This is a genomic window from Variovorax paradoxus (assembly GCF_009498455.1).
GTDB lineage: Bacteria > Pseudomonadota > Gammaproteobacteria > Burkholderiales > Burkholderiaceae_C > Variovorax > Variovorax paradoxus_H.
In genome coordinates, this window is sequence record NZ_CP045644.1 from 7177966 (window position 1) to 7203551 (window position 25586).

33 protein-coding genes are annotated in these 25586 nt (G+C 68.0%); 13 read left to right on the plus strand and 20 right to left on the minus strand.

From position 1 onward, the window contains the following. The first annotated feature begins 20 nt into the window (after positions 1-20). The 4 genes from panB to GFK26_RS33385 are packed head-to-tail and all read left to right on the plus strand — an operon-like array spanning position 21 to position 2842. Positions 21-926 (plus strand): 3-methyl-2-oxobutanoate hydroxymethyltransferase, encoded by a 906-nt coding sequence (gene panB, locus GFK26_RS33370; RefSeq protein WP_153285737.1) that lies wholly within the window; start codon positions 21-23, stop codon positions 924-926. A gap of 19 nt (positions 927-945) precedes the next feature. Further along, on the plus strand, positions 946-1788 hold the full coding sequence (gene panC / locus GFK26_RS33375; RefSeq protein WP_153285738.1) for a pantoate--beta-alanine ligase: 843 nt from the start codon (positions 946-948) through the stop codon (positions 1786-1788). Further along, a complete protein-coding gene (gene queE, locus GFK26_RS33380; protein ID WP_101489022.1) occupies positions 1785-2423 on the plus strand; it encodes a 7-carboxy-7-deazaguanine synthase in 639 nt (212 codons plus the stop codon). Before panC ends, queE begins: the two co-directional genes overlap by 4 nt. 56 nt (positions 2424-2479) lie before the next feature. Further along, the gene (locus tag GFK26_RS33385) at positions 2480-2842 is read left to right on the plus strand and encodes a 6-pyruvoyl trahydropterin synthase family protein (RefSeq protein WP_153285739.1); all 363 of its coding nucleotides are present in this window, start codon (positions 2480-2482) and stop codon (positions 2840-2842) included. Between the two features lie 126 nt (positions 2843-2968). Here GFK26_RS33385 and nadA read toward each other — a convergent pair whose 3' ends face one another. The 6 genes from nadA to GFK26_RS33415 all read right to left on the minus strand — a co-directional run bounded on the left by nadA (position 2969) and on the right by GFK26_RS33415 (position 7326). Further along, complete coding sequence (gene nadA / locus GFK26_RS33390) at positions 2969-4096, minus strand: quinolinate synthase NadA (RefSeq protein ID WP_153285740.1); 1128 nt, start codon at positions 4094-4096, stop codon at positions 2969-2971. A 6-nt stretch (positions 4097-4102) separates the two neighbouring features. Further along, positions 4103-4981, minus strand: a complete 879-nt coding sequence (gene nadC / locus GFK26_RS33395; protein WP_153285741.1) for a carboxylating nicotinate-nucleotide diphosphorylase — start codon at positions 4979-4981, stop codon at positions 4103-4105. Positions 4982-5001: 20 nt separating this feature from the next. Beyond that, positions 5002-6039 carry an NAD(P)H-dependent glycerol-3-phosphate dehydrogenase gene (locus GFK26_RS33400; protein WP_153285742.1) on the minus strand — a complete coding sequence of 346 codons (1038 nt, stop codon included), beginning with the start codon at positions 6037-6039 and terminating at the stop codon, positions 5002-5004. A gap of 28 nt (positions 6040-6067) precedes the next feature. After that, complete coding sequence (gene secB, locus GFK26_RS33405) at positions 6068-6532, minus strand: protein-export chaperone SecB (protein ID WP_056578332.1); 465 nt, start codon at positions 6530-6532, stop codon at positions 6068-6070. A gap of 128 nt (positions 6533-6660) precedes the next feature. Continuing rightward, a complete protein-coding gene (grxC, locus tag GFK26_RS33410; RefSeq protein WP_153285743.1) occupies positions 6661-6921 on the minus strand; it encodes a glutaredoxin 3 in 261 nt (86 codons plus the stop codon). Positions 6922-6942: 21 nt separating this feature from the next. Beyond that, a complete protein-coding gene (locus GFK26_RS33415) occupies positions 6943-7326 on the minus strand; it encodes a rhodanese-like domain-containing protein (RefSeq protein WP_373696565.1) in 384 nt (127 codons plus the stop codon). Positions 7327-7431: 105 nt separating this feature from the next. Between GFK26_RS33415 and gpmA the strand changes: the two genes are divergently transcribed. The 3 genes from gpmA (at position 7432) to GFK26_RS33430 (ending at position 10586) form a co-directional block, all read left to right on the plus strand. Then, positions 7432-8175 (plus strand): 2,3-diphosphoglycerate-dependent phosphoglycerate mutase, encoded by a 744-nt coding sequence (gpmA, locus tag GFK26_RS33420; RefSeq protein ID WP_013543140.1) that lies wholly within the window; start codon positions 7432-7434, stop codon positions 8173-8175. A gap of 123 nt (positions 8176-8298) precedes the next feature. Beyond that, a complete protein-coding gene (locus GFK26_RS33425) occupies positions 8299-9741 on the plus strand; it encodes a S41 family peptidase (RefSeq protein ID WP_153286197.1) in 1443 nt (480 codons plus the stop codon). Positions 9742-9821: 80 nt separating this feature from the next. Continuing rightward, entirely contained in the window at positions 9822-10586 is a 765-nt protein-coding gene (locus GFK26_RS33430) for a HesA/MoeB/ThiF family protein (protein WP_153285745.1), read from the plus strand. A gap of 31 nt (positions 10587-10617) precedes the next feature. Here the strand turns inward: GFK26_RS33430 and GFK26_RS33435 are convergent, their stop codons facing one another. After that, on the minus strand, positions 10618-12639 hold the full coding sequence (locus tag GFK26_RS33435; protein ID WP_153285746.1) for an AsmA family protein: 2022 nt from the start codon (positions 12637-12639) through the stop codon (positions 10618-10620). Positions 12640-12896: 257 nt separating this feature from the next. Here GFK26_RS33435 and GFK26_RS33440 point away from each other — a divergent pair, with 257 nt between their 5' ends. Beyond that, positions 12897-13301: a response regulator gene (locus tag GFK26_RS33440; protein ID WP_153285747.1), complete on the plus strand. Its 405-nt coding sequence runs from the start codon at positions 12897-12899 to the stop codon at positions 13299-13301. 7 nt (positions 13302-13308) lie between these two features. On the opposite strand, the gene GFK26_RS33445 is transcribed toward GFK26_RS33440, so the two are convergent. Next, entirely contained in the window at positions 13309-13941 is a 633-nt protein-coding gene (locus GFK26_RS33445) for a response regulator transcription factor (protein ID WP_007837167.1), read from the minus strand. Positions 13942-14071: 130 nt separating this feature from the next. Between GFK26_RS33445 and GFK26_RS33450 the strand changes: the two genes are divergently transcribed. The 5 genes from GFK26_RS33450 (at position 14072) to GFK26_RS33470 (ending at position 17161) form a co-directional block, all read left to right on the plus strand. Then, positions 14072-15421: a CHASE3 domain-containing protein gene (locus tag GFK26_RS33450; RefSeq protein ID WP_153285748.1), complete on the plus strand. Its 1350-nt coding sequence runs from the start codon at positions 14072-14074 to the stop codon at positions 15419-15421. Between the two features lie 201 nt (positions 15422-15622). Next, positions 15623-15787: a DUF1328 domain-containing protein gene (locus tag GFK26_RS33455; RefSeq protein WP_070063586.1), complete on the plus strand. Its 165-nt coding sequence runs from the start codon at positions 15623-15625 to the stop codon at positions 15785-15787. 54 nt (positions 15788-15841) lie between these two features. Beyond that, positions 15842-16216, plus strand: a complete 375-nt coding sequence (locus GFK26_RS33460; RefSeq protein ID WP_153285749.1) for a hypothetical protein — start codon at positions 15842-15844, stop codon at positions 16214-16216. A 59-nt stretch (positions 16217-16275) separates the two neighbouring features. Further along, complete coding sequence (locus GFK26_RS33465) at positions 16276-16659, plus strand: phage holin family protein (RefSeq protein ID WP_153285750.1); 384 nt, start codon at positions 16276-16278, stop codon at positions 16657-16659. Further along, the gene (locus tag GFK26_RS33470) at positions 16646-17161 is read left to right on the plus strand and encodes a hypothetical protein (RefSeq protein WP_153285751.1); all 516 of its coding nucleotides are present in this window, start codon (positions 16646-16648) and stop codon (positions 17159-17161) included. Before GFK26_RS33465 ends, GFK26_RS33470 begins: the two co-directional genes overlap by 14 nt. Before the next feature lie 76 nt (positions 17162-17237). Here the strand turns inward: GFK26_RS33470 and GFK26_RS33475 are convergent, their stop codons facing one another. The 12 genes from GFK26_RS33475 to GFK26_RS33530 all read right to left on the minus strand — a co-directional run bounded on the left by GFK26_RS33475 (position 17238) and on the right by GFK26_RS33530 (position 25554). After that, positions 17238-17732, minus strand: a complete 495-nt coding sequence (locus GFK26_RS33475; protein ID WP_153285752.1) for a BON domain-containing protein — start codon at positions 17730-17732, stop codon at positions 17238-17240. 131 nt (positions 17733-17863) lie between these two features. Next, entirely contained in the window at positions 17864-18688 is an 825-nt protein-coding gene (locus tag GFK26_RS33480; protein WP_153285753.1) for a DUF429 domain-containing protein, read from the minus strand. Positions 18689-18701: 13 nt separating this feature from the next. After that, the gene (locus GFK26_RS33485; RefSeq protein ID WP_153285754.1) at positions 18702-19583 is read right to left on the minus strand and encodes a DMT family transporter; all 882 of its coding nucleotides are present in this window, start codon (positions 19581-19583) and stop codon (positions 18702-18704) included. Between the two features lie 16 nt (positions 19584-19599). Continuing rightward, positions 19600-20022, minus strand: coding sequence for a BLUF domain-containing protein (locus tag GFK26_RS33490; RefSeq protein ID WP_101489005.1), 423 nt, complete (start codon positions 20020-20022; stop codon positions 19600-19602). A gap of 3 nt (positions 20023-20025) precedes the next feature. Further along, positions 20026-20757, minus strand: a complete 732-nt coding sequence (gene folE, locus GFK26_RS33495; RefSeq protein WP_153285755.1) for a GTP cyclohydrolase I — start codon at positions 20755-20757, stop codon at positions 20026-20028. 73 nt (positions 20758-20830) lie between these two features. After that, positions 20831-21598, minus strand: coding sequence for an endonuclease/exonuclease/phosphatase family protein (locus GFK26_RS33500; protein WP_153285756.1), 768 nt, complete (start codon positions 21596-21598; stop codon positions 20831-20833). Further along, a complete protein-coding gene (gene nudB, locus GFK26_RS33505) occupies positions 21595-22080 on the minus strand; it encodes a dihydroneopterin triphosphate diphosphatase (protein ID WP_416222530.1) in 486 nt (161 codons plus the stop codon). The genes GFK26_RS33500 and nudB overlap by 4 nt, the downstream gene beginning before the upstream one ends. Then, positions 22058-22369, minus strand: coding sequence for a CcdB family protein (locus tag GFK26_RS33510; protein WP_153285758.1), 312 nt, complete (start codon positions 22367-22369; stop codon positions 22058-22060). The genes nudB and GFK26_RS33510 overlap by 23 nt, the downstream gene beginning before the upstream one ends. Continuing rightward, positions 22370-22651 (minus strand): type II toxin-antitoxin system prevent-host-death family antitoxin, encoded by a 282-nt coding sequence (locus GFK26_RS33515; RefSeq protein WP_153285759.1) that lies wholly within the window; start codon positions 22649-22651, stop codon positions 22370-22372. Positions 22652-22715: 64 nt separating this feature from the next. Then, positions 22716-24524, minus strand: coding sequence for an aspartate--tRNA ligase (gene aspS, locus GFK26_RS33520; RefSeq protein WP_153285760.1), 1809 nt, complete (start codon positions 24522-24524; stop codon positions 22716-22718). A gap of 37 nt (positions 24525-24561) precedes the next feature. Beyond that, complete coding sequence (locus GFK26_RS33525) at positions 24562-25194, minus strand: DUF502 domain-containing protein (RefSeq protein ID WP_056578295.1); 633 nt, start codon at positions 25192-25194, stop codon at positions 24562-24564. A 12-nt stretch (positions 25195-25206) separates the two neighbouring features. Next, positions 25207-25554 carry an FmdB family zinc ribbon protein gene (locus GFK26_RS33530; RefSeq protein ID WP_153285761.1) on the minus strand — a complete coding sequence of 116 codons (348 nt, stop codon included), beginning with the start codon at positions 25552-25554 and terminating at the stop codon, positions 25207-25209. Between the last annotated feature and the right edge of the window lie 32 nt (positions 25555-25586).

A 25586-nucleotide genomic window follows, 5' to 3' on the forward strand; every position in this document is an offset into this window, starting at 1 on the left:
CCGCAGGGAGAAAGCCAACCATGTCGAACACACCTTCCACACCCACCCCACCGTCTGAAGCCCCGGCCGGCACGCCCTACGGCACGCTGCCGCCCGCCTCGCCGCTGGCGCAGCGCAAGCCCGTGAGCCTGCCGCGGCTGGCCGACATGCATGCGCGCGGCGAAAAGATCGCCATGCTCACCGCCTATGACGCCACCTTCGCGGCCATGGCCGACGCCGCCGGCATCGACTGCCTGCTGGTCGGCGACTCGCTGGGCATGGTCTGCCAGGGCCTGAACAGCACCGTGGGCGTGAGCCTGGAAGCCATGCGCTATCACACCGACAGCGTCTCGCGTGGCCTGCGCCGCGTGCAGGGCACGACCTGGCTCATCGCCGACCTGCCCTTCGGTAGCTACCAGGAATCGCGCGAGCAGGCCCTGCGCAGCGCCACCGTGCTGATGCAGGCCGGCGCGCACATGGTCAAGCTCGAAGGCGGCGGCTGGACCACCGAGACCGTGCGCTTCCTGGTCGAACGCGGCATTCCCGTGTGCGCCCACCTCGGTCTGACGCCGCAGACCGTGCATGCGCTCGGCGGCTACCGCGTGCAGGGCAAGGGCGACACCGCCGGCGCGCTGCTCAAGCAGCAGGCCCACGCGCTGCAGGACGCGGGCGCCGCCATGCTGGTGCTCGAGATGGTGCCGGCCGCGCTGGCAGCCGAACTCACGGCCGAGCTGAAACACTGCGCCACCATCGGCATCGGCGCCGGCAAGGCCACCGCCGGCCAGGTGCTCGTGCTGCACGACATGCTGGGCATCAACCTCGGGAAGATGCCGAAGTTCGTGCGCAACTTCATGGCCGACGCGCCGGGCGTGCTGCCCGCGCTGCAGGCCTACGTGCAGGCCGTGAAGAACGGCAGCTTCCCCGACGACCGCCTCCACGCCTGGTAAGCCCAGAAAGACACCGACCATGTACATCGCCAAGACCATCGACGAACTGCGCCAGCACCTGTCTTCCAGCCAGCGCCCGGCCTTCGTGCCCACCATGGGCAACCTGCACGAGGGCCACCTCGCGCTCGTGCGCCAGGCCAAGCCGCTGGGCGACGCCACCGTGGCGAGCATCTTCGTGAACCGCCTGCAGTTTTTGCCGCACGAAGACTTCGACACCTACCCGCGCACCTGGGACAGCGACTGCGAGAAGCTGCGCGCCGCCGGCTGCGACGTGCTGTTCGCGCCCGACGAGAAGGCGCTCTACCCCGAGCCCCAGACCTGCAAGGTGCACCCCGACCCGGCGCTGGCCGACCTGCTCGAAGGGCACTTTCGCCCCGGCTTCTTCATCGGCGTGTGCACGGTGGTGATGAAGCTGTTCCAGTGCGTGCAGCCGCGCGTGGCCGTGTTCGGCAAGAAGGACTACCAGCAGCTCATGATGATCCGCCACATGGTGCGGCAGTTCGCGATGCCGATCGAGATCGTCGGCGGCGAGACCTTCCGCGCCGACGACGGCCTGGCGCTTTCGTCGCGCAACGGCTACCTGAGCGCGACGGAACGCGCCGAGGCCGTGCAGCTGTCGAAGGCGCTGCGAGACATCGCCGAGGCCGTGCGCGCCGGCGAGCGCGACGTGGCCGCCCTCGAGGCGCGCGCCATGCAGTTGCTCGCGCAGCGCGGCTGGCAGCCCGACTACCTCGTGCTGCGCCGCCGCGCCGACCTGCAGGCACCGCAGGCCGGCGATGCGCTCGTGGCCCTGGCTGCCGCGCGGCTGGGCAGCACGCGGCTCATCGACAACCTCGAAATCGACACCCCGCTCGCTTCATGACCTACAGCGTCAAGGAAATCTTCTACACCTTGCAGGGCGAAGGCGGCCAAGCCGGCATGCCGGCCGTGTTCTGCCGCTTCGCCGGCTGCAACCTCTGGACCGGCCGCGAGGAAGACCGCGATACCGCCGTCTGCCGTTTCTGCGACACCGATTTCGTCGGCACCGACGGCACGCTGGGCGGCAAGTTCAAGAGCGCCGACCAACTCGCCGACACCATCGCCGCGCAATGGCCCGCCGGCGACACCGCGCACCGGCTGGTCGTGCTCACCGGTGGCGAGCCGCTGCTGCAGGTCGATGCGGCGCTGGTCGACGCATTGCACGCGCGGCACTTCCGCATCGCGGTCGAGAGCAACGGCACGGTCGCCGCGCCCGCCGGCATCGACTGGCTGTGCATCAGCCCCAAGGCCGGCGCGCCGTGGGTGCAGCAGCGCGGTCAGGAGCTCAAGCTCGTGTGGCCACAGGCCGGTTTCGACCTCGACACGATGGCGCGCACGGGCGAGTTCACGCACCGCTTTCTGCAGCCGATGGACGGGCCCGACCGCCTCGCCAACACCGAACGCTGCATCGACGAATGCATGAAGCAGCCGGTGTGGCGCCTCAGCGTGCAGACCCACAAGATCACGGGCATCCGCTGACGCGGCGGCCTCTTTTCTTTTTTTCTCCGTTTCCGAGTTTCTTTTTTCTTCCGACGATGCGCTTCACCATCAGCCAACGCTTCTTCTTCGACGCCGCCCACACGCTCAAACGCGAGATCGAAGTCGAAGGCAGCCGCCGCATTCACGGCCACACCTACCACGCAGAGGTATGGCTTGCGGGCGAACTCGACCCGGTGACGGGCATGGTGATCGACCTGGGCCTGCTGCGCCGCCGGCTCGAGGATGTGCGCGAGCAGCTTGACCACCATCTGCTGGACGAGGTGCCGGGGCTGCATCCGCCGACGCTGGAGAACCTGTGCGTGTTCATTGCGGAGGCGCTGCCGGATTTGCGGGCGTCGCTGGCGCGCGTGCGTGTGTGGCGCGAGGCGCTGGGCGATTCCTGCACGGTGGAGTTCTAGGTTTTTCTCCCTCCCCGCTGGGGAGGGTTGGGGTGGGGCAAGCGGCGCATCCATTGCCGTCGGCCCATTCAGCGCCGCGAGCCCCCATCCCAACCTTCCCCCAGCGGGGGAAGGAGCAAGACAGGATCAGGCCGCGCCGATGCCGGCGACCAGACTGCCTGGCGCCTGCCCGTTCTTCAGCCCGGCGGTAAACGCCAGCATCCGATCGATCGGCACCCGCGCCCGCACGCCCAGCGCCGGATCGACGTGGATTTCGCCCGCGCCGGTCTCCAACGCATTCGCCAGTTCAACCAGCCCGTTCATCGCCATCCACGGGCAATGCGCGCAGCTCTTGCACGTGCCGCCGTTGCCCGCCGTAGGCGCCTCGATGAAGGTCTTGCCGGGATTCAGCGTGCGCAGCTTGTGCAGCATGCCGGTGTCGGTCGCGACGATGAACTCGGTCGCGTCGAAGCGCTGCGCCGCGTTCAGGATGGCCGAGGTGGAACCCACCGCATGCGCCAGCGCGATCACGTCCGACGGCGACTCGGGGTGCACCAGCACCTTGGCCTTCGGGTGTTCCTTCATCAGCAGCTCGAGTTCGAGCGACTTGAATTCGTCGTGCACGATGCAGGCGCCGTTCCAGCTGACCATGTCGGCGCCGGTCTGGCGGCGGATGTAGTCGCCCAGGTGGCGGTCGGGGCCCCAGAGGATCTTCTGGCCGGCCGCGTGCAGTGCGTTCACCACATCGAGCGCGCAGCTGGAGGTGACGAGCCAGTCGGCGCGCGCCTTCACGGCCGCGCTGGTGTTGGCGTAGACCACCACGGTGCGGTCGGGATGCGCATCGCAGAAGGCGCTGAATTCGTCGACCGGGCAGCCCAGGTCGAGCGAGCAGTTCGCGTCGAGGTCGGGCATCAGCACGCGCTTTTCGGGCGAGAGGATCTTCGAGGTCTCGCCCATGAAGCGCACGCCCGACACCACCAGCGTGGTGGCGGCGTGGTCGCGGCCGAAGCGCGCCATCTCGAGCGAATCGCTCACGATGCCGCCGGTTTCCTCGGCCAGGTCTTGCAGGTCGGGGTGCACGTAGAAGTGCGAGACCATCACCGCCCCTCTTCCCCCGTCATGCTCGCGCAGCAGGCGGCGAATGCGCTCCTTCAGCGCGATGCGCTCATCGGGCGAAGGCTCGGGGGGCACGCGGGCCCAGGCGTGGCGCGTGTCGCAGACCGAGCCTTGCGCGGGCTGTTCGTAGTCGACATCGATGACGGAAGCGGTCGTCATGGCGGTTCAGTGGTTCAGGAAGCGCATCGAGTAGTCGATGGCTTTCACGTCCTTGGTCAACGCGCCGATCGAGATCCGGTCGACACCGGTCTCGGCCAGGGCGCGCAGGCCGTCGAGCGTGACGCCGCCCGAAATCTCGAGCACGGCCTTGCGGTCGTCGCCCACGGCGTCGTTCAGGCGCACGGCCTCGCGCAGCGTGGGCAGGTCCATGTTGTCGAGCAGCACCATGCGGGCGCCGGCGTCCAGCGCTTCCTTCAACTGGGCCAGCGTCTCGACCTCGACCTCGACGAACGCGGCCTGCGCGGCCACGGGCGCCACCGCGCGCAGGGCGGCGGCCACGCCACCGGCCGCGGCGATGTGGTTTTCCTTGATGAGCACCGCGTCGTACAGGCCGATGCGGTGGTTCAGCCCGCCGCCGGTGCGCACGGCGTACTTCTGCGCCAGACGCAGGCCCGGCAGGGTCTTGCGGGTGTCGACGATGCGGGCGCGCGTGCCTTTCACGGCGTCGGCGTACAGCGCGGTCTTGGTGGCGACGGCGCTCAGCAGCTGCAGGAAGTTGAGCGCGGTGCGCTCGGCCGTCAGCAGCGCGCGAGCGCCACCCCGGATTTCGAGCACGGGCTGGTCGGCGGCGCAGCGTTCGCCCTCGCCGCACAGCCAGGTGATGCGCGCCTGCGGATCGAGCCGCCGCACGGTGGCCTCGACCCAGGGCGCGCCGCACACCACGGCGGCTTCGCGCGCGAGCACGCGGGCATGGGCCGTGCGGGAGGCGTCGACCAGCGAGGCGGTCAGGTCGCCGTCGGCGACGTCTTCTTGCAGGGCGCGGGCGACGTCGGACTCGGCCAGCGCGGCGACGGCCGACGCCGAGAAATCAAAGCGAAGGCTCATGTCTCTGGAATCTCTGATTTTCAGGAGGAGTGGCGGGGCACCGAACCGGCTTGCACCGATTCCGGCACCGGGTCGCGCCCGGTCAGCGCCGCCACGGCGTCGCGCGGGCTCACCTGGCCGTCGAGCAGCGCGACCACGCCTTCGGCGATGGGCATCTCGATGCCCAGGCCGCGCGCGCGCTGCACCACGGTGCGGGCGCAGTACACGCCCTCGGCCACGTGGCCCAGCGAATCGACAGCCTGCGCGAGCGTGCGGCCCTGGGCCAGCAGCAGCCCGACCTTGCGGTTGCGCGACAGGTCGCCGGTGGAAGTCAGCACGAGGTCGCCCAGGCCCGACAGGCCCATGAAGGTGTCGGCGCGGGCGCCGAGCGCCAGGCCGAAGCGGGTCATTTCGGCCAGGCCGCGCGTGATCAGCGCCGCGCGGGCGTTGAGCCCGAGCGCGAGGCCGTCGCACAGCCCGGTGGCGATGGCGAGCACGTTCTTCACGGCGCCACCGACTTCGACGCCGACGATGTCGTCGTTGGCGTACACGCGCAGGGCCGGGCCGTGGAAGGCGTCGACCAGCGCATCGCGCACGCCGGCGTGCGGGCTGGCAGCCACCAGCGCGGTCGGACGCCCTTCGGCGACCTCTTGCGCAAAGCTGGGGCCGCTGAGCACGCCCGCCTTCAACTCAGGCGCAACCTGCGCCCAGATTTCGTGGGCGAGCAGGCCAAAGGCGGTGGGAGAGGTGCTGTCGAGCGCGGGCTCGACGCCCTTGCACAGCCACGCCACCGGCACGGTGGTGCCGCGCAGGGCGATCAGCTGTTCGCGCAGCGCGGCCATGGGCGTGGCGACGATGACGAGGTCGGCCCCGGCCTGCGCCTGGGCGATGTCGCCCGCGCGCACGGCCAGCGAGGCCGGCAGGGCCAGTCCGGGAAGGTAGCGGGTGTTTTCACGCGCGGCCGACATGGCGTCGGCCTGGGCGGCGTCGCGCGCCCACAGCGTGACCTCGTGGCGGGCCGCCGCGTTGACTGCGACGGCCGTGCCCCAGGCACCGGCGCCATGAACGCAGATCTTCATCGTGCGCTGGCGGCGTCGTGCGGCCGGTTTACTGGGCCAGGGTGGGTGCAGCCTGGCCGGCGGCCTGGGCTTGCTGCTGCTCGTACATGGCCTGGAAGTTGATTTCAGCCAGGTGCACGGGCGGGAAGCCGCCGCGCTGGATCACGTCGGCCACGTTGCCGCGCAGGTACGGGTAGACGATCTGCGGGCAGGCGATGCCCAGGATCGGACCCATCTGGTCTTCCGGCAGGTTGCGGATCTCGAAGATGCCGGCTTGCTTGGCTTCGACCAGGAACACGGTGCGGTCTTCGATCTTGGTCTGCACGGTGGCCGACACGGTGATCTCGAAGATGCCGTCGGCCACGGGCTGGGCGTCCACGCCGAGCTGGATGTCGACGGTGGGCTGCGTCTGCTCCAGCAGGATCGCGGGCGAGTTGGGTTGTTCGAGCGACAGGTCCTTGAGGTAGACGCGCTGGATCTGGAACACGGGATCTTGGGCTTGCTGGTCGGCCATGGCTGAACTTTCGAGGATCAAAACAATGCCCGCCGGGGAGAGGGTCCCGCAGCGGGCTGCAGATGAGGGAACAAACGATTATCGCCCGACGGCCCGCGCACTTTCGTGACGCCGGACCGCAGCGGGCTTCAGGCGCCTTGCAGCAACGGAACGAGGCCGCCGCGGCTGTCGAGCGCCTGCAGGTCGTCGCAGCCGCCCACGTGGGTGTCGCCGATGAAAATCTGCGGCACCGTGCGGCGCTGGGTGATTTCCATCATGGTGTTGCGGGCTTGCGGGTCGGTGTCGATGCGAATCTCTTCGATCTCTTCGACGCCCTTGGCCTTGAGGATCTGCTTGGCACGCGTGCAGTACGGGCAGAACGCGGTGGTGTACATCTTGACGGCTTGCATGCGCTTTACCTTGGGGAAGAGTTAAGCCTTTTCAACCGGCAGATTAGCCTCTTTCCAGGCCTTGAGCCCGCCAGCCACCGCTTGGGCCTGCTCGTAACCGAGCTTCTTGGCCGTGGCCACGGCGCGCTGGGCACGGGCGCCGGTGGCGCACACCAGCAGCAGCGGCACGTTCTTGTTCTTGACCGTGCCAGCCAGCTTTTCCTCGAGCAGGTTCAGCGGGACGTTCTTGGCGCCGATCATGTGGCCGCCGGCAAACTCTTCGGGTTCGCGCACGTCGACCAGCACCGCGCGCTCGCGGTTGATGAGCTGCACGGCACCCTGGGCCGTGAGCGTGCCACCGCCCGCACCGCGGATCATCGGCCAGGCCAGCATGCCGCCCGAAGTGAGCGCCATCAGGATCAGCATCCAGTTCGCGGTGACGAATTCGATCAATTTCACGGGGGTTCCTTGGATGGCAAACCCGGGATTTTAGAATGCTGGTTTTCCCACGCGCTGCCAAAGGCCTCCGACATGCACAAACTGGTACTGATCCGCCATGGCGAATCGACCTGGAATCTCGAAAACCGTTTCACCGGCTGGACCGACGTCGACCTGACCGAGACCGGCGTCGAGCAGGCCAAGCAGGCCGGCCGGCTGCTCAAGGCCGAGGGCTACGACTTCGACGTGGCCTACACCAGCGTGCTCAAGCGCGCCACCCGCACCCTCTGGCACACGCTCGACGAACTCGACCGCACCTGGCTGCCCGTGGTGCACTCCTGGCGCCTCAACGAACGCCATTACGGCGGCCTGCAGGGCCTGAACAAGGCCGAAACCGCCAAGAAGTACGGCGACGAGCAGGTGCTGGTCTGGCGCCGCAGCTACAGCACCCCGCCGCCGCCGCTGGAAGCCGACGACCCGCGCAGCGAGCGCTCCGACGTGCGCTACGCCAAGCTGTCGCCCGAGCAGATTCCGCTGACCGAGTGCCTGAAGGACACGGTGGCGCGCGTGCTGCCGTTCTGGAACGAGTCGATGGCGCCGGCCATCCGCACCGGCCGCCGGCTGGTGGTGGCCGCCCACGGCAATTCGATCCGCGCGCTGGTGAAGTACCTGGACGGTATTTCGGACGACGCCATCGTCGGCCTGAACATCCCGAACGGCATTCCGCTGGTCTACGAGCTCGACGACGACCTCAAGCCCCTGCGCCACTACTACCTGGGCGATGCCGCCGCCGCCGAAAAGGCCGCCGCCGCGGTGGCGTCGCAAGGCAAGGGCTGAAGACGTAAGCAAAAGAAGAAAACCCGGCCTGCCGGTCCCTCCGTGGAACCCCGGCAGGCAATTTGCTTCCAAGCTGTGTATATTGGTTCGACAGCCGTCGACATACAGGACATTTCACTCATGATGGGCCAGAAACTGAAGATCACCGGCTGGGTCGCCGCCGGCGCCGTTGCTGGCGTCCTGACCACCGTCTCGCTGCAGACGGTCGCGCGAGGTTCGCTCGCGCCGCTCCCCCTCGAGGAACTGCAGCAACTCGCGGCCGTCTTCGGGATGGTCAAGAGCGACTATGTCGAGGCGGTCGATGAGAAGAAACTCATCTCCGACGCCATCTCGGGCATGGTCGCCGGGCTCGATCCGCACTCGCAGTACTTCGACAAGAAGTCCTTCAAGGAATTCCGAGAGGGCACCACGGGCCGCTTCGTCGGCGTGGGCATCGAAATCTCGCAGGAAGACGGCCTCATCAAGGTCGTCTCCCCCATCGAAGGCTCGCCCGCCTTCCGCGCCGGCTTGAAGCCGAACGACCTGATCACCAAGATCGACGACACGGCCGTGCGCGGCCTGTCGCTGAACGAAGCCGTCAAGCGCATGCGCGGCGAGGCCAACACCAAGGTGTTGCTGACCATCTTCCGCAAGGACGAGAGCCGCACCTTCCCGGTCACGATCACGCGCGAGGAAATCCGTACCCAGTCGGTGCGCGGCAAGATGATCGAGCCGGGCTACGGCTGGATCCGCCTGTCGCAGTTCCAGGAGCGCACGGTCGACGACTTCGTCAAGAAGATCGAAGAGCTCTATAAGGAAGACCCGAACCTCAAGGGCCTGGTGCTCGACCTGCGCAATGACCCGGGCGGCCTGCTCGACGCGGCGGTGGCGGTGTCGGCGGCCTTCCTGCCCGAGAACGTCACGGTGGTCACCACCGACGGCCAGCTGGCCGAAAGCAAGTCGATCTACAAGGCGGCGCCCGAGTTCTACCAGCGCCGTTCGGGCAGCGATCCGCTGCGCAACCTGCCGGCAGCGCTCAAGAACGTGCCGCTAGTGGTGCTGGTGAACGAAGGCTCGGCCTCGGCCAGCGAAATCGTGGCCGGCGCACTGCAAGACCACAAGCGCGCCACCATCATGGGCAGCCAGACCTTCGGCAAGGGCTCGGTGCAAACGGTGCGCCCGCTCGGCCCCGACACCGGCCTGAAGATCACCACCGCGCGCTACTACACGCCGAGCGGCACCTCGATCCAGGCCAAGGGCATCGTGCCCAACGTGCTGATCGACGAAAGCGCCGAGGGCAGCCCGTTTGCCGCCCTGCGCATGCGCGAGGCCGACCTCGAGAAGCACCTGGCCAGCGGCCAGGGCCCCGAGGTGAAAGACCCCGAGCGTGAAAAGGCCCGCGACGAAGCCCGCAAGCGCCTCGAGGAAGAAGCCAAGAAGCCGCCGCAGGACCGCAAGGTGCCCGAGTTCGGCACCGACAAGGACTTCCCGTTGGTGCAGGCGCTGAACCGCCTGAAGGGCCAGCCGGTGCTCGTGAGCAAGACGCAGGTCATCGTCGACAACAAGGACGAGAAGAAGGAAAACTGATCCGGCGAGCGGGCCGCACCCTGCGTGCGGTTCGCGCCACCGGCGTTTTTCCTTCATCCGCGAAGTTCCAGGCAGCGCGCATGGACGATCACGACCTGCTGCGCTATTCGCGCCACATCCTCCTTGAGGAATTCGGCATCGACGGCCAGGCGCGCGTCAGTGCCGGACGGGCGCTCGTCATCGGCGCCGGCGGGCTGGGCTCGCCGGTGGCCCTGTACCTCGCGGCGGCGGGGGTCGGCCACATCGTGCTGGTCGACGACGACGAGGTCGATCTCACCAACCTGCAGCGGCAGGTGGCCCACACGCAGGCGCGGGTCGGCCAGTCCAAGGTCGCATCCGCCGCGCAGGCCATGCGCGACATCAATCCCGACATTGCCATCGAGACCCACGCCGTGCGCGCCGACGAGGCGCTGCTGTCACGGCTGGTGGCCGCGGCCGACGTGGTGGTCGATTGCTGCGACAACTTCGCCACCCGGCAGGCCGTGAACCGCGCCTGCGTGGCGCATGCCAAACCGCTGGTGGCGGGCGCGGCGATCCGTTTCGACGGCCAGCTGAGCGTCTACGACACGCGCGACGCCGCCTGTCCCTGCTACGCCTGCCTGTTCCCGCCCGAGGCCAGCTTCGAGGAAACGCGCTGTGCAGTGCTGGGGGTGTTCGGCCCGGTCGTCGGCACCATCGGGACGCTGCAGGCCAGCGAGGCGCTCAAGCTGCTGGCGGGCATCGGCCCGTCGCTGGCGGGCAAGCTGCTGATGTTCGACGGGCGCAGCACGAGTTTCGACACGCTGCGCGTCTCGCGCGACCCGCACTGCGGCGTCTGCGCGCAGCGCCAGACGGCGAGCGCCTGAGCGCCCGCCCCCCTCTTTCTTTTGTGTTTCCTCAGGGCTGACGCGCGCCCTTGGCCCGCGCCGCACCGCGCGACGCAGCGCCTGTCGTGGGCCGGTTCGCCAGCGCCAGCACACCCGAGCAGTCGGCGTTCTCGCCGGGACCCGTCTCGATGGTCGCGGCCAGTGCCAGCAGCGGGTTGATGGCACCGAGCGCCAGCGCTGCAAGACCCCGGCCGGCCAGCGGCCCCACCTCGACACCGCCCCGGGGTGCGCCGAAGGTGCCGCTCACGACCAAGGGCGTGCGCAGCGACAGGAGGTTCGGGCTCTTGGGCTCGGGGCGGACCACGAAGTCCAGCGACTCGGTCGCGAGGTTGGCTTGGCCGGTGGCGGTAAAGACGGCGTTGGTGGTGTCCAGCACCAGCGTGCGCGCGTTCATCACGCCCTTGTTCACGTCGAAGGCCAAGGCCGCGCAGCGCAGTTCGACGTCGCGGTCGCCGCGCAGCAGGAACTTGAGGATGTCGCCGCCCACCAGCGTCGCGAACACGGGCATCAGGTTGCCGAACTGGCCGCGTCCCGACAGCACCGCCATGTCGCCCGACGCGCCGCCGAGCCAGCTGGCCACCGAATTGCCGGCGCCCGAGAGGTTGATGCGCCCGTCGAGCCGGCCGACGCTGTTGCCCGAGTTTTCGAGCTTGGGAATCAGCCGCGCCAGCCGCAGGCCGCGCACGTCGAGCGAGGCGCGGATGTCGGCCGGTGTCTTGGTGGCGTCGATGCGGATCGCGCCCGCGAGCTTGCCGTTGGCCACGCCCAGGTCGAGCGGGTCGAGCGACAACACGCCGTCGGTCAGCTTGATCTTGACGCTGCCGCGGTCCAGCGGCATCTGGCGTACGTTGCGGATGGTTTCGGCGGTGTAGCCCACGTCGGCGTTCATGGCGTGCAGCCGCGCGAAGTCGAAGCGGTGGGTCGGCAGCACCTTGCCGCCGGGCGGGCGCTTGGGCTGGGCCGAGGCGACCGGCGCCACGCCTTCCACCGCATTGGCGGAACGCGCCGTGGGCGGCAGGCCGATCAGCGGGCCGAGGTCGTCCATGTCCATCACGCGGGAGCGCAGCGTGCCCGACAGGCGCGGCACCTTGCCGGCCTGATCGAAGCTCATGTCGCCGCCGATGTCCGACAGGCCCAGCCGGCCGGTGAGCCCCGCCGCCTCCCAGAGCTTGCCGCGCTTGCGCAGGCCGCCGCTCAGGGCATAGGGCGGGGTCTGAGGCAGCACGACGCCGATCAGCGGGTACAGCGCGCTCAGCGTCTGGCCCTTGACCTGGAATCGGGCATCGATGCCGTCGAAGCCCGCCAGTTGCGCCACGGTGCCGCTGGCCTTGAGCTTCGTCTGGCCGGCGGCGGCGTCGATCTCGAGCGGGAACGGCGGCGCACCGGCGGCGTTGATCTGCAGCACATTGCCGGTGCGCCCGCTCGCCGTGAGCGGCTGGCCCTGGTAGCGGCCCTTGATGCGGTAATGCAGCGGCAGCTCGCCGCGGTTGCTGTCGTAGTCGAGGTCGGCATGCACGTCGACGCCCAGGTGCGCGGCCAGGAAGTCGACGGCGCCCTTGTCGACCTGGATCAGGCCGATGGTGGGCACGGTGCCGGTGTCCGAGGTGTCCTTGCCGAAGGCCCAGGTGCGGCGCCCGTCGGGCTCCATCTGCAGGCCCACGGTGGGCGCGGTCAGCGCCAGGCTCGGAATGACCACCCGCCTGTCGATCAGCGGCCACAGCCGGATCTCGAAGCTCGCGCGCTCGGCCTTCACCAGATAGGGATCGCGCGCCCATTCGGGGTTGGCAAACTCGATGCCGTCGAAGTTGATGGTGGCGGCTTTCCAGCCCAGGTCCACGTCGAGGCGGCGGGTGATCTCGAACTTGCGCCCCGTCTTCTCGCTCACGAAGCGGTTGAGCGGCTCGCGCAGCGTGTCCCACGGAAAGAAGGCGACGAGCAGCGCAAGCGCGGCCAGCAGGACGGCGACCAGCAGCACGAAGGCCGCCAGCAGCTTCTGCCAGCGCGGCCGGGCGCGAAGGGATTGGGTTGCCATGGTCGATTCTTACCCGGAAGCGCACCCGGGCCGGGTCGGCGGCGGGCCGCAGACCCCGTGCGGCTTGGCCTACGGGAAGGCGCAAGGCAGCGCCGGGACAGCCGCCTGCACAGGCGTCGGAACCCGCCTACAACGCGCGGCCCTCGAACCCTTCATGATCCGGTGCGGGAAAGCCTCAACGTCCATGGGCAGGCTCTCTCCTCCACAGGGCGCTTGGACATGAGCACCTGCCCACCTCAGAGGAAGCGCGGTTCGGCATGGATTCCAGATTGCAGACCTACGTTGTCGAAGACAACCCCACGATCCGTGAAAACCTCATCGGCACTCTGGAAGAGCTCACCTGCACCACGGTCGTCGGCTTTACCGACAACGAGCAGCACGCACGCGACTGGCTGCGCGACCACGCCGACGAGTGGCACCTGGCCATCGTCGATCTCTTTCTCAAGCAAGGAAGCGGCCTGGGCATCCTCCAGGCCTGCCGGTCGCGCAAGCCCGGCCAGACGGTGGTGGTGCTCAGCAACTATGCGACGCCCGACATCCGGCGCCGCTGCGCCGAGTTCGGGGTCGACGCGGTGTTCGACAAGTCGAACGAGATCGACGCACTGGTCGACTTCTGCATCCGCCAGGCCGCCGCGCTGCGGCCCGCGCCCGGCGATGCCTAGCCGGGGCTCAATCGATGAGCTTGTTCTTCAGGGCGTAGTAGGTCAGGTCGCTGTTGGACGACAGGTTCATCTTCTCCATCAGCCGCGTGCGGTAGGTGCTCACCGTCTTCACCGACAGCGACAGCGTCTTGGCGATGTCGCCCGCGGTCTCGCCCTTGGCCAGCTTCAGGAACACCTGGAACTCGCGCTCCGAGAGTTGCTCGTGCGGCGCGGCGTCGTCCTTGCGGTCGAGCTGGCGGGCCAGCAGTTCGGCCACGGCGGGCGTGATGTAGCGCCGGCCCAGCGAAATGGTGCGAATGGCGTTCACGATCTCGATGGGATCGCACTCCTTGTTGAGGTAGCCGCTCGCGCCCTGACGGATCAGGTTCATCGCGTAGTGCTCCTCGGGGTAGCCGCTGAGGATCAGGATGCCCACGTCCGGCGCCTTGGCGCGGATCATGGCCAGGGCATCGATGCCGCTTTGCCCCGGCATGGACAGATCCATCACCAGCACGTCCAGTTCGGTGGTGCGCACCAGTTCGATGGCTTCGCGGCCGCTCGCTGCCTCGCCCGCCACGCGCAGGTCCACGTGCTCGGAGAAGAACTGCCGGAGGCCCGATCGCACGATGGCGTGGTCGTCCACAATTCCAATTTTGATCATCTGTTACTTTCGTCGTTGTGCTGCACAGGTGGAAGCCGCAGCATGCCGGTCCCTGATTGTTATCAATTATTCACGAAGTTGCATTGAATGCGACCCTGAAGGTGTCATGCACTGGTTAGCCCCTCAAAAAATGGCCATGAGCCTCCTGCTCGCGGCGCTGGCCGCACTGGCCCTCGTGGGCATCAACGAGGCAGGATACCGGCAGTCGAGCCGCGCGCTGGCGGACATCGACGAGGCGCAGCAGATCCGCGGCGCGCTCAACCAGATTCTGCAGAACATGCTGGACGCCGAAACCGGCCAGCGCGGCTTCCTGCTCACGGGCGAAGCGGCCTACCGCCAACCCTACGACATCGCGGTCAGGCAGGTGGACGGCAACCTGGCGACGCTGCGCCAGCTGTATGCCGAGCGCCCGGCCGAGCGGGCCCAGCTGTCCGAACTCTCGAAGCATGTGCTGCGCAAGATCGCCGAGATGGACATGAGCGTGCGGCTGCGCCACGAGGGCAACGAGGACGCCTGGAAGTTCGTCATGACCACCGACGTCGGGCGCGAGGAGATGGAAGCCATCCGTGCCACCGCCAACGCGCTGGTGAAGGCCAGCAACACCACGCTGCAGGCCGGCCAGCAGCAGGTGATGAAGTCGCTGCAACTGGCGCGCATCGGCACCGGCATCGTCGCACTGGCCGCGCTGATCGCCTTCTTCCTGTACCTGCGCCAGACGCACGCGCTGCGCTCTGTCGGCGAGCGCCAGCAGGAGGCGCTGCAGCGCGAACGCAATGCCCTCGAAGACGAGGTGCGCGAGCGCACCGCCTCGCTGGGCGAGCTCGCCACCCACCTGCAGGACGTGCGCGAGACCGAGCGCGGCTATCTGGCGCGCGAGCTGCACGACGAACTGGGCTCGCTGCTCACGGCCGCCAAGCTCGATGTGGCGCGGCTGAAGTCGCGGCTGGCCGACTCACCCGACGCGATCCAGCGGCTGCAGCATCTGACCGAACTGCTCAACAGCGGCATTGCGCTGAAGCGCCGCATCATCGAAGACCTGCGGCCCTCGTCGCTCTCCAACCTCGGGCTGGTCGCCTCGCTGGAAATCCTGGGACGCGAGTTCGGGGAGCGCTCGGGGCTGGAGATCGAGATGGCGCTGGAGCCCGTGACCATGGACGAGTCGCGCCAGCTCACGATCTACCGCATGGTGCAGGAGAGCCTGACCAACATCGGCAAGTACGCCGAGGCTACCGAAGCCACCATCGTGCTGAAGAACTACGCCAACCACGTGATCGTGGAGGTGGCGGACAACGGCAAGGGCTTCGACGCGCAGCGCATGCGCCCTTCGACGCACGGCCTGGCGGGCATGCGCCACCGGGTCGAGGCGGCGCGCGGCAAGCTCACCATCACCTCGACACCCGGGCAAGGCACGCGGCTCAGCGCGATGCTGCCGGTGGTGAAGCCGGCGGCCTCCGACACCGCCGCGCCGCGCGCGGCCTGACGGGCGGTGGCATTTCTTCACGCCCCGGCCTGCGGCGACTCGGTCGCCTCCTACGCTCCCCCGCCCCGGTCGCTGACAGGGCCGTCGCGGCCCTGCCCTTAAGGTGGGTCCTGTGTCATCCGGCACCGGGCCGCTTCCTCACCGATGCGCCCCGATGCACGGCTTCAAACCACAAAGAGGGAAGCCTCGAAGGAGTTCCGCATGCTGCACTACGCCGTGGTATTTCTGGTCATCGCACTCATCGCCGCCGTGTTCGGCTTCGGTGGCATCGCTGCCAGCGCGGTGGGTATTGCCAAGGTCCTTTTCATCATCTTCGCCGTGCTCGCCATCGCCAGCTTCCTGGCCGGCTTGCTACGACGCAAGTAGCGTAGTTACGATCCACAGGCTCCCGCATTTCATCTTCCCGGAAAGGACTCTCCCATGAACACGACCAAGACCCCTTCGCAACTCGCCGACGACGCGCGCCAGACCGCCCACGAGGCGGCCGAAACGACCCGCGCCTACGCTCAGAACGCGGTGAATGCGGCGGGCGAAAAGGTCCGCGAATTGCGCCGCGACGCCGAGCCTGCCGTCGAGCAACTGGCCGCCCGCGTGCAGCAGGCCGTGCAGCGCGGCCTCGATGCCGCCTCGACCACCAGCGCCCGCGCCCAGCGCCGCATCGAACAGGCCGCCGACGTGACGGGCCGCTACATCTCCGACCAGCCCGTGCGCTCGGTGCTGCTGGCCGCTGCCGCCGGTGCCGCCATCACGGCGCTGATCGTGCTGGCCAGCCGCCGCAGCCGCGACGACTACTGATCCGTTGCATCGCCACTGACCGACCGACCGACCGACTCCCCGCCCGACCACCCTCGCACATGCTTCATCCGATCTTTTCGACGGTGCTCGGGCACCCGGGGCTCATTGCCGATCACCTCGCCAACTACGCCGCCCTGGTCCGGCAGGAGAGTGCGGAGGCGGGGCGCGGCCTCATGGCACGCCTCATCGCAGGCGTGCTGGCGGTGGCCACCGCCGTGCTTGCACTCGGGCTGATCGGCGTGGCCGTGCTGCTCGGCGTGTTGCACGGCAGCTTCCATTGGGTGCTGGTGGCCGTGCCTGCGGTCGCCGTGGTGATCGCGGCGATCTGCGCCTGGATCGCCGCCCGCCCGAGTCCGAACTATGGTTTCGACGATCTGCGGGCCCAGTTGGCCGCCGACGTCGAAGCGCTGCATGTCGCCGGAGCCCGCCATGAGCAGCACTGATCCCCGCCGCACTGCCGCATCGCAGCTCACCCCGCAGCAGCGGCTGGCCCTCTCGCGCCGGGCGCTCGTGCGGCAACTGAACGGCGAGGAGCCTGAGGCCCCGGCGCCGCGCCGCGCCTTCGATGGCGACGACGCCGGCGACGATCTCGAATACGCGCACCACGACACCGGCACGGGCGAATCATCCGCTTCGCCGGGGCGCCGCCGCAACGTCTGGAGCGCCATGGCGCGCGGCGTGATGCAGCGCTGGTGGCGCCGCCATCCCGCGCACGCGGCCGGCCAACTGGCCCGCCCCCTGCTCGAACATTACGCCCGCACGGAACCGGTCAAGCTCATGGCCGCCGCGGCGGCCACGGGCTCGCTGCTGGTGCTCGTGCGCCCGTGGCGACTGCTCTCGGCCACGGCCGTGATCGCGGCCGTGCTCAAGACCTCCGACGTGGCCGATCTGGTCAACACGCTGATGCAGAAGCCCGCGCGGCCGTCGCGGCAAGACCCGCCCTGACCCCGCGCCCGCTGCACGCACCCAAGAAAAAGCCCGGTCGAACCGGGCTTTTTGCTGGGCGCAGCGGAAGGACCGGTCAGCCCTTCACTTCAAGCTGGTTGTCCACCGACTTCACGCCTTGCACGGCCTTGGCGATCTCCTCGGCGCGCGACTTGGCGGCGGCCGTCGGGGCCGGGCCCTTGAGGCTCACGGCGCCGCCCTTGGTGTCGACGTCGATCTTGATCGCGCTCAGGTCTGGGTCCTTGGCCAGGCCAGCCGAAACCGAGGCGGTGATGGCGGCGTCGTCGACTGTCGCGCTCACGGCGGCGGAGGCGTCCTTGGCGGCTTCCTTCACATCGGCCGTGGCGCCGGCCATGCCGGTCTTGGCATCGGCCGCGGCCTGTTCGGACTTGGCCTTGGCATCGGAGGCCGCCTGCTCGGTCTTGGCGACGGCGCTGTCGAGCTTCTCGCCTGCCGTCTGGTTGCCCGGCTTGTCGCAGGCGGCCAGGGCCAGCGCGGCACCGGCGGCAAACACGGCCAGCCAGGTGCGCGAGGCGGCAAAGGGCGCGAGGGAATGGTTCGATGTTGTCATGGGTAATCCTCCTTCGATCAGGGGTGCGTGGACCGGCTGGTCCACTCCCGACAATCTATTCCCCTCCCCCTGCGCACGGGCGGCGCCACAGCCCCGAAGCGCTGTAGGACAAGCAAGCGAGGGCAAGCCGCTCAGGCGCTGACGATCCAGCCTTCGAGCGGGTCCATGGCCCACGGCAATCCGTAGCCAGGCCCGGGAGTGTCGGCACGCTGACGGGCCCACGCGGCCTGCAGCAGGCACAGCACCGCATCGAGCTCGTCGCCCTTGGCATCGGCCCTCAATCCGTCGCGCTGCGCGGCGGTGAGTTCGAGCCGCAGGCCCAGGCGTGTCTGCCCGGCCTCGAGTGCGGCCAGCAGGTCGGCGCGCGCCACCTCGCGCTCGGGCGACTGGCGCGCAAGCTCGTCGCTCTTGTAGCTGCGCCGGCCGATGAGTTCGCGCGCCAGCAGGCCTGGGTAGGCCTCCAGCGCGATGCGGTCCGGGTGCGCGCCGGCGTGCAGACCTGGCAGCGTGGCTCCCGCCGCGAGCAGGCGCGGCACGCCGGCGTGCAGCATGTAGGCGACGGGCGGGTTCACCCACTTCATCGACGGACTCGACCCCGCCGGCGCATCGGTCGCACGGTGTGCGAACTTGCCGCCAATGGGACGCGCTGCGCAGAAGGCGGCGAAGGTGTCGCGAATCTCGGCGCGGCTCAGGGCGGCGTAATGGGCGATCAGCGCGTCCCATGCCGTGGGCCAGCGCAGGTGTTCCACCAACTCGCGCGGCAGGCCGAAGGGAAAGTCGAAGCCGCCGACCCAAGCGGGCGTGCTGCTGTCGAGCCACTGGCCCCAGGCGTCGAGCGCGGCGAAGCGGTGCAGACGGGTCAGCGCGACGATGCCCGGACCTGCCATCTCGCCGACAGCCACGACGATGGGTTTGCGGGCGGTCGGTGCGCTCGAGAAATCGCAGCCGAAGAGCATCGCCCGCCTTCGGTCAACCCAGGGCGAGCGCGATCACGCCGGCCGCGATGAACAGCGCGCCCAGCAGACGCAGCATGCGATCGCCCTCGCGCAACAGGTGCCCGCCGATGAGTGCGGCGAACAGCATCGAGACCTCGCGCGCCGGCGCGACGTGCGAGATGGGCGCCTGCTGCACCGCGTACAGCACGAGCACGTACGAGACGGGGCTGATCGCCGCCACCAGCAGCGCGTACTTCCACTGCTCGCGCCACATGCGCGCGGTGGTCGCGCGGTCTTGCAGCGCGGCGGGCAGCAGCAGCACGAGGCGCACGAAGTTGCTCATGTAGTCGAGCAGGATCGGCGACATCGCAAGGAACTTGACGGCGTAGCTGTCGGTGATCGTGTAGGCCGCGATGAAGGCGCCGGTCAGCACGCCGTAGCGCAGGCCCTTCTGCACGCGCTCGCGCTGCACCGGGTCGTGCTTCTTGTGAAAGAGGCGCGGACCACCCGCCACCAGGAACACGCCGAGCACCACGCCGAAGATGCCCGCCACGCCGACGAGGCTGATCTTCTCGCCAAGGAACAGGATCGCGACCAGCGACGACAGCAGCGGCCCCGAGCCGCGTGCCAGCGGATAGACCACCGTGAGATCGGACTTGCGGTAGCCGCGCAGCAGCACGACGTAATAGAAGACGTGCAGCACGCCGCTCAGCACGATGAAGGCCCACTCCTTCGTGCCCCAGGTCGGCACGACGCTCCAGCCAAGCGTGATGCCCACGGGCGCCCACACGACGGCCATGAACACGCCGCTCTGGAACGCGAAACGCGCGTCGCCGTTCGCCTTCTTGGCGGCGATGTTCCAGCTGGCGTGAATGACGCCGGCCAGCAGGATCAGCGCAAAAGCGGAGAGCGGCACCCCGGTGGAACCGGGATCAGTGGCGGCCGACGATGGCGGCCGTGGCCATCAGTTCCTCGAGCAGCGCGAGGGAAACCTTGCCCGAGACCTTGTACGGATCGAGCTCGGGCTTCTCGGAGTACTTCAGCAGCGTCGAGGCGTTGAGCTTCGACAGGTTGACCTGCCCCATCGTCCAGCCGCCGAAGCGGCGCTCGGAGATCTCTTCGTAGTGCAGCAGCACCACGTCCTTGTGGCGCGCATCGCGCTGGATGTGGCCGTAGAGATCGCTGATGGCGTCGCGCCCGCCCTCGATGGCCTGCAGGAAGGTGCCGGCGCCGTAGCAGAGGATGCCGGTGATGCCGCAGGCCGGGTTGTGCGTGCGCGATTTTGCGAGGATCGCCTCGATGGCTTCGGGGCTGGTATCGACGGCGCGGCTGGCGTAGAGAAGGCGGACCAGCATGGCTCAGCTCTTTCGTGGCAGGAGGGAGAGAAATTCGCGGCGCAGGCTCGGGTCCTTGAGGAACACGCCGCGCATGACGGAGTTGATCATCTTGCTGTCCATTTCCTTCACGCCGCGCCAGGCCATGCAGAAGTGCTCGGCTTCCATGACCAGCGCCAGGCCGTCGGGCTGCGTCTTTTCCTGGATCAGGTCGGCCAGCTGCACCACGGCTTCTTCCTGGATCTGCGGGCGCCCCATGACCCATTCGGCCAGGCGCGCGTACTTCGACAGGCCGATCACGTTCGTGTGCTCGTTGGGCATCACGCCGATCCAGAGCTTGCCGATGATCGGGCAGAAGTGGTGCGAGCAGGCGCTGCGCACGGTGATCGGGCCGACGATCATCAGCTCGTTCAGGTGCTCGGCGTTGGGGAACTCGGTGAGCGGCGGCGGCGGTACGTAGCGGCCGCGGAACACCTCGTTGAGGTACATCTTGGCCACGCGGCGCGCGGTGTTGTCGGTGTTGTGGTCGTTCTCGACGTCGATGACGAGGCTGTCGAGCACGCCCTTCATCTTGACCTCGACCTCGTCGAGCAGCGACTCCAGTTCGCCCGGTTGGATGAACTCGGCGATGTTGTCGTTGGCGTTGAAACGCTTGCGCGCTGCATTCAGTCGCTCGCGGATCTTGACGGAGACGGGCGTGCCCTCGTCATCGTCTTTTCGATCGGGAAGCGGTTCGACGTCGGTTTTCCTCAGCATGGCGGGGATCGTACCAGTGAATGGCTCCAGGGGATTCGGGCTGCAACGCCCGCCCCTTCTCAGAGCAATGCTATCAATTAGGTAGCGAGAAGTCAGCTACCAGCGGGAGGTGGTCAGACATGCGGGCCCAGATCGGGCCGCGCGGTACCGAGCAGGCCAGCGGTTCGAGCTGGCGGCCGTAGACGAAATCGAGCTGCGCCACCGGCAGCCGCGACGGATACGTGAGCGTGCGCGGGCCGCGCAGGTCGCTGGCGTCGCGCAGGCCCATGGCGTTCATGGCGTAGCGCATGCGCGCGCCCCAGTCGTTGAAATCGCCGGCCACCACCACGGCCTCGTCGACCGGCACCTCGCGCTCGATGAACTCCCGCAGCCGCGCCACCTGCCGCACGCGGCTGCCCTTGATGAGCCCCAGGTGCACCACGATGGCGTGAATCGGACGGCCTTCCACTTCGATCACCGCGTGCAGCAGGCCGCGCTGTTCAAAGCGGTGGTCGGAAATGTCCTGGTGGCTGGTGCGGATCACCGGCCAGCGCGTGAGCAGCGCATTGCCGTGCTCGCCGTGGCGCGTGACGGCATTGGTCTCGTAGACGGCCGTGTAGCCCTCGGGCGCGAGAAAGTCGGCCTGCGGCAGTTCGGGCCAGCGCGGAAAGCGCGCGGCGGCCTGCCGGTTCATCTTGCGCACCTCCTGCAGGCAGACGATGTCGGCATCGAGCTGCTCGATGGCGTGGCCCAGGTTGTGGATCTCAAGCCGGCGCGCCGGCCCGATCCCTTGGACACCCTTGTGGATGTTGTAGGTCGCGACCCGGAGGTTGTGCGTTGCTGCTGCTGCCGGTGGGTTCATCGCGCAAATTCTGGCAGCAACAGAATGGCTTCGGCGTTCGACGGGGAAAAACACGCATCGGCCGCCTCGCGGTACGGCAGCCATTGCCAGTCGGTATGCTCGCGCACGGCGAGCACGGGCGTCAGGCGCTCGGGCACGCACAGGCCGAACAGGTGCTCGGTGTTGTGGGTGATGCCGGGCGCGTAGCGGGAGCGCCATCCGGGGTAGATCTCGTAGATGTTGCGCAGCTGCCAGTCGATCAGCTGCGACGCCAGCGGCGTGCCCTCGCCGCACTGGATGCCTGTTTCCTCGGCCACTTCGCGCGCCGCGGTGAGCATGAGCGGCTCGTCGAGGGCGTCCTTGCTGCCGGTGACAGATTGCCAGAACTCGTGGGCATCCGCACGCCGGATCAGCAGCACGTCGAGCGCGGGCGTGTGGATCACGACCAGCACCGATTCGGGGATCTTGAAGGGGCGCGGATCAGAAACCACTGAGCACAGCATCCAATGCGGCTGCCACCTCACCAGCGCGGGGAGCGAGCGAAGCGACTGGTTTCTTGAGAAGTCTTGCTGAGAGAGGGGCCGCCAGGTGCGGCATCAAGGACAACGTCTCTCCATCCATTTCAACTGTCGGGCACAAGTTGACCGGTGCTTGGCGCGCACCAACGCGAAACACGGGAATGACAAGGCGCGTCGACAAATGATCGAGCAGGCCGCTTTGCACATCAACGACGTAGGGAACCGTCCGGCGCGCCTCGAGCCGAGGGTTCTCGTAGATGTCGAACTGTGCCATTCAAGGCGCGTCCTGCCAGGCCACCATGCCCTCGCACCACAGCCCGTGCTTCTCCACCAGTTCGTTCTGTGCGGCGATCCAGTCCTTGTATTCCGCATTGAACTCGCGCCTGCGCTGCGCCATCGATTTCTTTTGCTCCAGCGCTTCGAGTTCCGCAAAGCGCGCCGCAGAAACAAGAACGACCGCCACGCGGTCGTTCTTCATCACGTGCACCGGTTCGCGCTCGGCCTGGCCGAGGTAGTAGCCGAATCGGTTCTTGGCTTCGGTGGCGGTGATCTGCATGGCGGGCTCCGGGGAATGATTAGCCATTTTAGCCAATCACCCTGCCCGAGCCAACCGGCCGGCCTCAGGCCGCGGCTTGCGGCGTGTTGCGCAGCTTGATGTGCAGTTCGCGCAGCTGCTTCTCGTCGACCGGGCTCGGCGCCTGCGTCAGCAGGTCTTGCGCGCGCTGGGTCTTGGGGAAGGCGATCACGTCGCGGATCGACTCGGCGCCGGTCATGAGCATGACGAGGCGGTCCAGGCCGATGGCAATGCCGCCGTGCGGCGGAGCGCCGTACTGCAGCGCGTCCAGCAGGAAGCCGAACTTGAGCTGCGCGTCCTCGGCGCTGATCTTCAGCGCGCGGAACACCTTGCTCTGCACCTCCTCGCGGTGAATACGCACCGAACCGCCGCCCATCTCGATGCCGTTGAGCACCATGTCGTAGGCCTTGGCGATGCATTTCTCGGGCGCGGTGTCCATGAGGTCTTCGTGGCCGTCCTTCGGTGCGGTGAACGGGTGGTGCACGGCGCTCCAGCGCTGGCCTTCCTCGTCGAACTCGAACATCGGGAAGTCGACCACCCACAGCGGCGCCCAGCGGTCCTCGAAGAGGCCAGCCTTCTTGCCGAAGGCGCTGTGGCCGATCTTCACGCGCAGCGCGCCGATGGCGTCGTTGACGACCTTTTCCTTGTCGGCACCGAAGAACAGGATGTCGCCGTTGCGGGCACCCGTGCGGGCGATGATCTCGGCCAGCGTGGCGTCGTCGAGGTTCTTGACGATCGGGCTCTGCAGGCCTTCGCGGCCGGCGGCTGCGTCGTTGACCTTGATGTAGGCCAGGCCCTTGGCACCGTAGATCTTCACGAATTCTTGATAGGCGTCGATCTCGCCGCGCGACAGGCCGCCCTCGGCACCGCCGCCGGGCACGCGCAGTGCGACGACGCGGCCGCCAGCCATGGTGGCGGCGTTCGAGAACACCTTGAACTCGACGCGCTTCATCAGTTCGGTGAGTTCGGTGAATTCGAGCTTGACGCGCAGGTCGGGCTTGTCCGAACCGTACTTGAACATCGCGTCGGCGTAGCTCATGGTCGGGAACACCGGCAGGTCGATGTCCGCGGCGTTGCGGAACATGGTGCGGACCATGCCTTCGAACATCTCGCGGATTTCTTCTTCGGCGAGGAACGAGGTCTCGATGTCGATCTGCGTGAATTCAGGCTGGCGGTCGGCGCGCAGGTCTTCGTCGCGGAAGCACTTCACGATCTGGTAGTAGCGGTCGTAGCCGGCCACCATCAGCAGCTGCTTGAACAGCTGCGGCGACTGCGGCAGCGCGAAGAAGCTGCCGTCGTGCACGCGGCTGGGCACGAGGTAGTCGCGCGCGCCTTCGGGCGTGGACTTGCCGAGCATCGGGGTCTCGATGTCGATGAAGCCGTTGGCGTCGAGGAACTTGCGCGTTTCCATCGTCACCTTGTAGCGCAGCATCATGTTGCGCTGCATGGCCGGGCGGCGCAGGTCGAGCACGCGGTGCGTGAGGCGGGTGGTTTCCGACAGGTTGTCGTCGTCCAGCAGGAACGGGGGCGTGACCGACGGGTTCAGCACCTTCAGTTCGTGGCACAGCACTTCGATCTTGCCGCTCTTGAGGCTGTCGTTGGTCGTGCCCTCGGGGCGCGAACGCACGAGGCCGGTGATCTGCACGCAGAACTCGTTGCGCAGGTTCTCGGCCACGGCGAAGGTCGAGGCGCGGTCGGGATCGCACACCACCTGCACATAACCTTCGCGGTCACGCACGTCGATGAAGATCACGCCGCCGTGGTCGCGGCGACGGTTGACCCACCCGCACAGGGTGACGGTCTGGCCCAACAGGGCTTCGGTCACAAGACCGCAATAGTGAGTACGCATGGCCATAGAAAGGACTTCCGGCGCCGTCGTGGCGCGTTCGTTTTTATGAGTGGGATGGCTTGATCGCCACCGAGGAGGGGCCGCCTGGAACGACCACGCCCATCGAGACGATGTACTTGAGCGCTTCGTCCACGCTCATCTTCAGTTCGACGCAGTCGCTGCGCTTGAGCATGACGAAGTAGCCGCCGGTGGGGTTGGGCGTGGTCGGCACGTAGACGCTGAGGAATTCCTCGCTGCCCAGGTGCTCGGCCACCTCGTTGCCCGGCGCGCCGGTCACGAAGGCAATGGTCCACACGCTCTCGCGCGGCCACTGGATCAGCACTGCAGTGCGAAAGGCGTTGCCGTTCTCGGAGAACAGCGTGTCCGACACCTGCTTGACGCTCGAGTAGATCGAGCGCACGACCGGAATGCGCCGCACCACGGCGTCGCCCCAGCCGAGCAGGCGCTTGCCGACGAAGTTGCTCGCAATGGCGCCGACCACCAGCAGGATGGCCAGCGTGAGCAGCACGCCGAGCCCGCGGATGTTGTTGTCGTACAGCCAGCGCTGCCAGGCGCCCGGCAGCACCCACAGCGTCTGGTCGAGCGTGTCGATGATCCACTTCAGCACCGCCAGGGTGATGAACAGCGGAACGATCACCAGCAAGCCGGAGAACAACCATTTGCGCAGGGCGGACATGAAAGGGTTCCGTCAGTCGCCGCTCTTGGCCGCAGCCGGGGCAGCCGGAGCAGCGGGGGCCGGCGCGGGCGCCGGTGCGGGGCTGGAAGCGGAGGACGAAGAAGGCGCATCGGCCGACTTGGCACCGTCGCCGGAAGCAGCGGGCGCGGTGGTGGTGGCCTCGGACTTCTTGCCGCCGCCCTCGCGGAAGTCGGTCACGTACCAGCCCGAGCCCTTGAGCTGGAAGCCGGCGGCCGTGACCTGCTTTTCAAATGCGCTCGCACCGCATTCCGGGCACACCGAGAGCGGCGCGTCCGACATCTTCTGCAGAACGTCCTTGGCAAAGCCGCAGGAACTGCACTTGTAGGCGTAAATGGGCATGGGAATCGGGGTGGAAATGAGCGACGCAGCTG

Excerpts from the sequence above, each read along its gene's own strand:
- panB (WP_153285737.1), top strand. The coding sequence starts at position 21 with ATGTCGAACACACCTTCCACACCCACCCCACCGTCTGAAGCCCCGGCC.
- panC (WP_153285738.1), top strand. The coding sequence starts at position 946 with ATGTACATCGCCAAGACCATCGACGAACTGCGCCAGCACCTGTCTTCC.
- queE (WP_101489022.1), top strand. The coding sequence starts at position 1,785 with ATGACCTACAGCGTCAAGGAAATCTTCTACACCTTGCAGGGCGAAGGC.
- GFK26_RS33385 (WP_153285739.1), top strand. The coding sequence starts at position 2,480 with ATGCGCTTCACCATCAGCCAACGCTTCTTCTTCGACGCCGCCCACACG.
- nadA (WP_153285740.1), bottom strand. The coding sequence starts at position 4,096 with ATGACGACCGCTTCCGTCATCGATGTCGACTACGAACAGCCCGCGCAA.
- nadC (WP_153285741.1), bottom strand. The coding sequence starts at position 4,981 with ATGAGCCTTCGCTTTGATTTCTCGGCGTCGGCCGTCGCCGCGCTGGCC.
- GFK26_RS33400 (WP_153285742.1), bottom strand. The coding sequence starts at position 6,039 with ATGAAGATCTGCGTTCATGGCGCCGGTGCCTGGGGCACGGCCGTCGCA.
- secB (WP_056578332.1), bottom strand. The coding sequence starts at position 6,532 with ATGGCCGACCAGCAAGCCCAAGATCCCGTGTTCCAGATCCAGCGCGTC.
- grxC (WP_153285743.1), bottom strand. The coding sequence starts at position 6,921 with ATGCAAGCCGTCAAGATGTACACCACCGCGTTCTGCCCGTACTGCACG.
- GFK26_RS33415 (WP_373696565.1), bottom strand. The coding sequence starts at position 7,326 with ATGCTGATCCTGATGGCGCTCACTTCGGGCGGCATGCTGGCCTGGCCG.
- gpmA (WP_013543140.1), top strand. The coding sequence starts at position 7,432 with ATGCACAAACTGGTACTGATCCGCCATGGCGAATCGACCTGGAATCTC.
- GFK26_RS33425 (WP_153286197.1), top strand. The coding sequence starts at position 8,299 with ATGGGCCAGAAACTGAAGATCACCGGCTGGGTCGCCGCCGGCGCCGTT.
- GFK26_RS33430 (WP_153285745.1), top strand. The coding sequence starts at position 9,822 with ATGGACGATCACGACCTGCTGCGCTATTCGCGCCACATCCTCCTTGAG.
- GFK26_RS33435 (WP_153285746.1), bottom strand. The coding sequence starts at position 12,639 with ATGGCAACCCAATCCCTTCGCGCCCGGCCGCGCTGGCAGAAGCTGCTG.
- GFK26_RS33440 (WP_153285747.1), top strand. The coding sequence starts at position 12,897 with ATGGATTCCAGATTGCAGACCTACGTTGTCGAAGACAACCCCACGATC.
- GFK26_RS33445 (WP_007837167.1), bottom strand. The coding sequence starts at position 13,941 with ATGATCAAAATTGGAATTGTGGACGACCACGCCATCGTGCGATCGGGC.
- GFK26_RS33450 (WP_153285748.1), top strand. The coding sequence starts at position 14,072 with ATGGCCATGAGCCTCCTGCTCGCGGCGCTGGCCGCACTGGCCCTCGTG.
- GFK26_RS33455 (WP_070063586.1), top strand. The coding sequence starts at position 15,623 with ATGCTGCACTACGCCGTGGTATTTCTGGTCATCGCACTCATCGCCGCC.
- GFK26_RS33460 (WP_153285749.1), top strand. The coding sequence starts at position 15,842 with ATGAACACGACCAAGACCCCTTCGCAACTCGCCGACGACGCGCGCCAG.
- GFK26_RS33465 (WP_153285750.1), top strand. The coding sequence starts at position 16,276 with ATGCTTCATCCGATCTTTTCGACGGTGCTCGGGCACCCGGGGCTCATT.
- GFK26_RS33470 (WP_153285751.1), top strand. The coding sequence starts at position 16,646 with ATGAGCAGCACTGATCCCCGCCGCACTGCCGCATCGCAGCTCACCCCG.
- GFK26_RS33475 (WP_153285752.1), bottom strand. The coding sequence starts at position 17,732 with ATGACAACATCGAACCATTCCCTCGCGCCCTTTGCCGCCTCGCGCACC.
- GFK26_RS33480 (WP_153285753.1), bottom strand. The coding sequence starts at position 18,688 with ATGCTCTTCGGCTGCGATTTCTCGAGCGCACCGACCGCCCGCAAACCC.
- GFK26_RS33490 (WP_101489005.1), bottom strand. The coding sequence starts at position 20,022 with ATGCTGGTCCGCCTTCTCTACGCCAGCCGCGCCGTCGATACCAGCCCC.
- folE (WP_153285755.1), bottom strand. The coding sequence starts at position 20,757 with ATGCTGAGGAAAACCGACGTCGAACCGCTTCCCGATCGAAAAGACGAT.
- GFK26_RS33500 (WP_153285756.1), bottom strand. The coding sequence starts at position 21,598 with ATGAACCCACCGGCAGCAGCAGCAACGCACAACCTCCGGGTCGCGACC.
- nudB (WP_416222530.1), bottom strand. The coding sequence starts at position 22,080 with ATGCTGTGCTCAGTGGTTTCTGATCCGCGCCCCTTCAAGATCCCCGAA.
- GFK26_RS33510 (WP_153285758.1), bottom strand. The coding sequence starts at position 22,369 with ATGGCACAGTTCGACATCTACGAGAACCCTCGGCTCGAGGCGCGCCGG.
- GFK26_RS33515 (WP_153285759.1), bottom strand. The coding sequence starts at position 22,651 with ATGCAGATCACCGCCACCGAAGCCAAGAACCGATTCGGCTACTACCTC.
- aspS (WP_153285760.1), bottom strand. The coding sequence starts at position 24,524 with ATGGCCATGCGTACTCACTATTGCGGTCTTGTGACCGAAGCCCTGTTG.
- GFK26_RS33525 (WP_056578295.1), bottom strand. The coding sequence starts at position 25,194 with ATGTCCGCCCTGCGCAAATGGTTGTTCTCCGGCTTGCTGGTGATCGTT.
- GFK26_RS33530 (WP_153285761.1), bottom strand. The coding sequence starts at position 25,554 with ATGCCCATTTACGCCTACAAGTGCAGTTCCTGCGGCTTTGCCAAGGAC.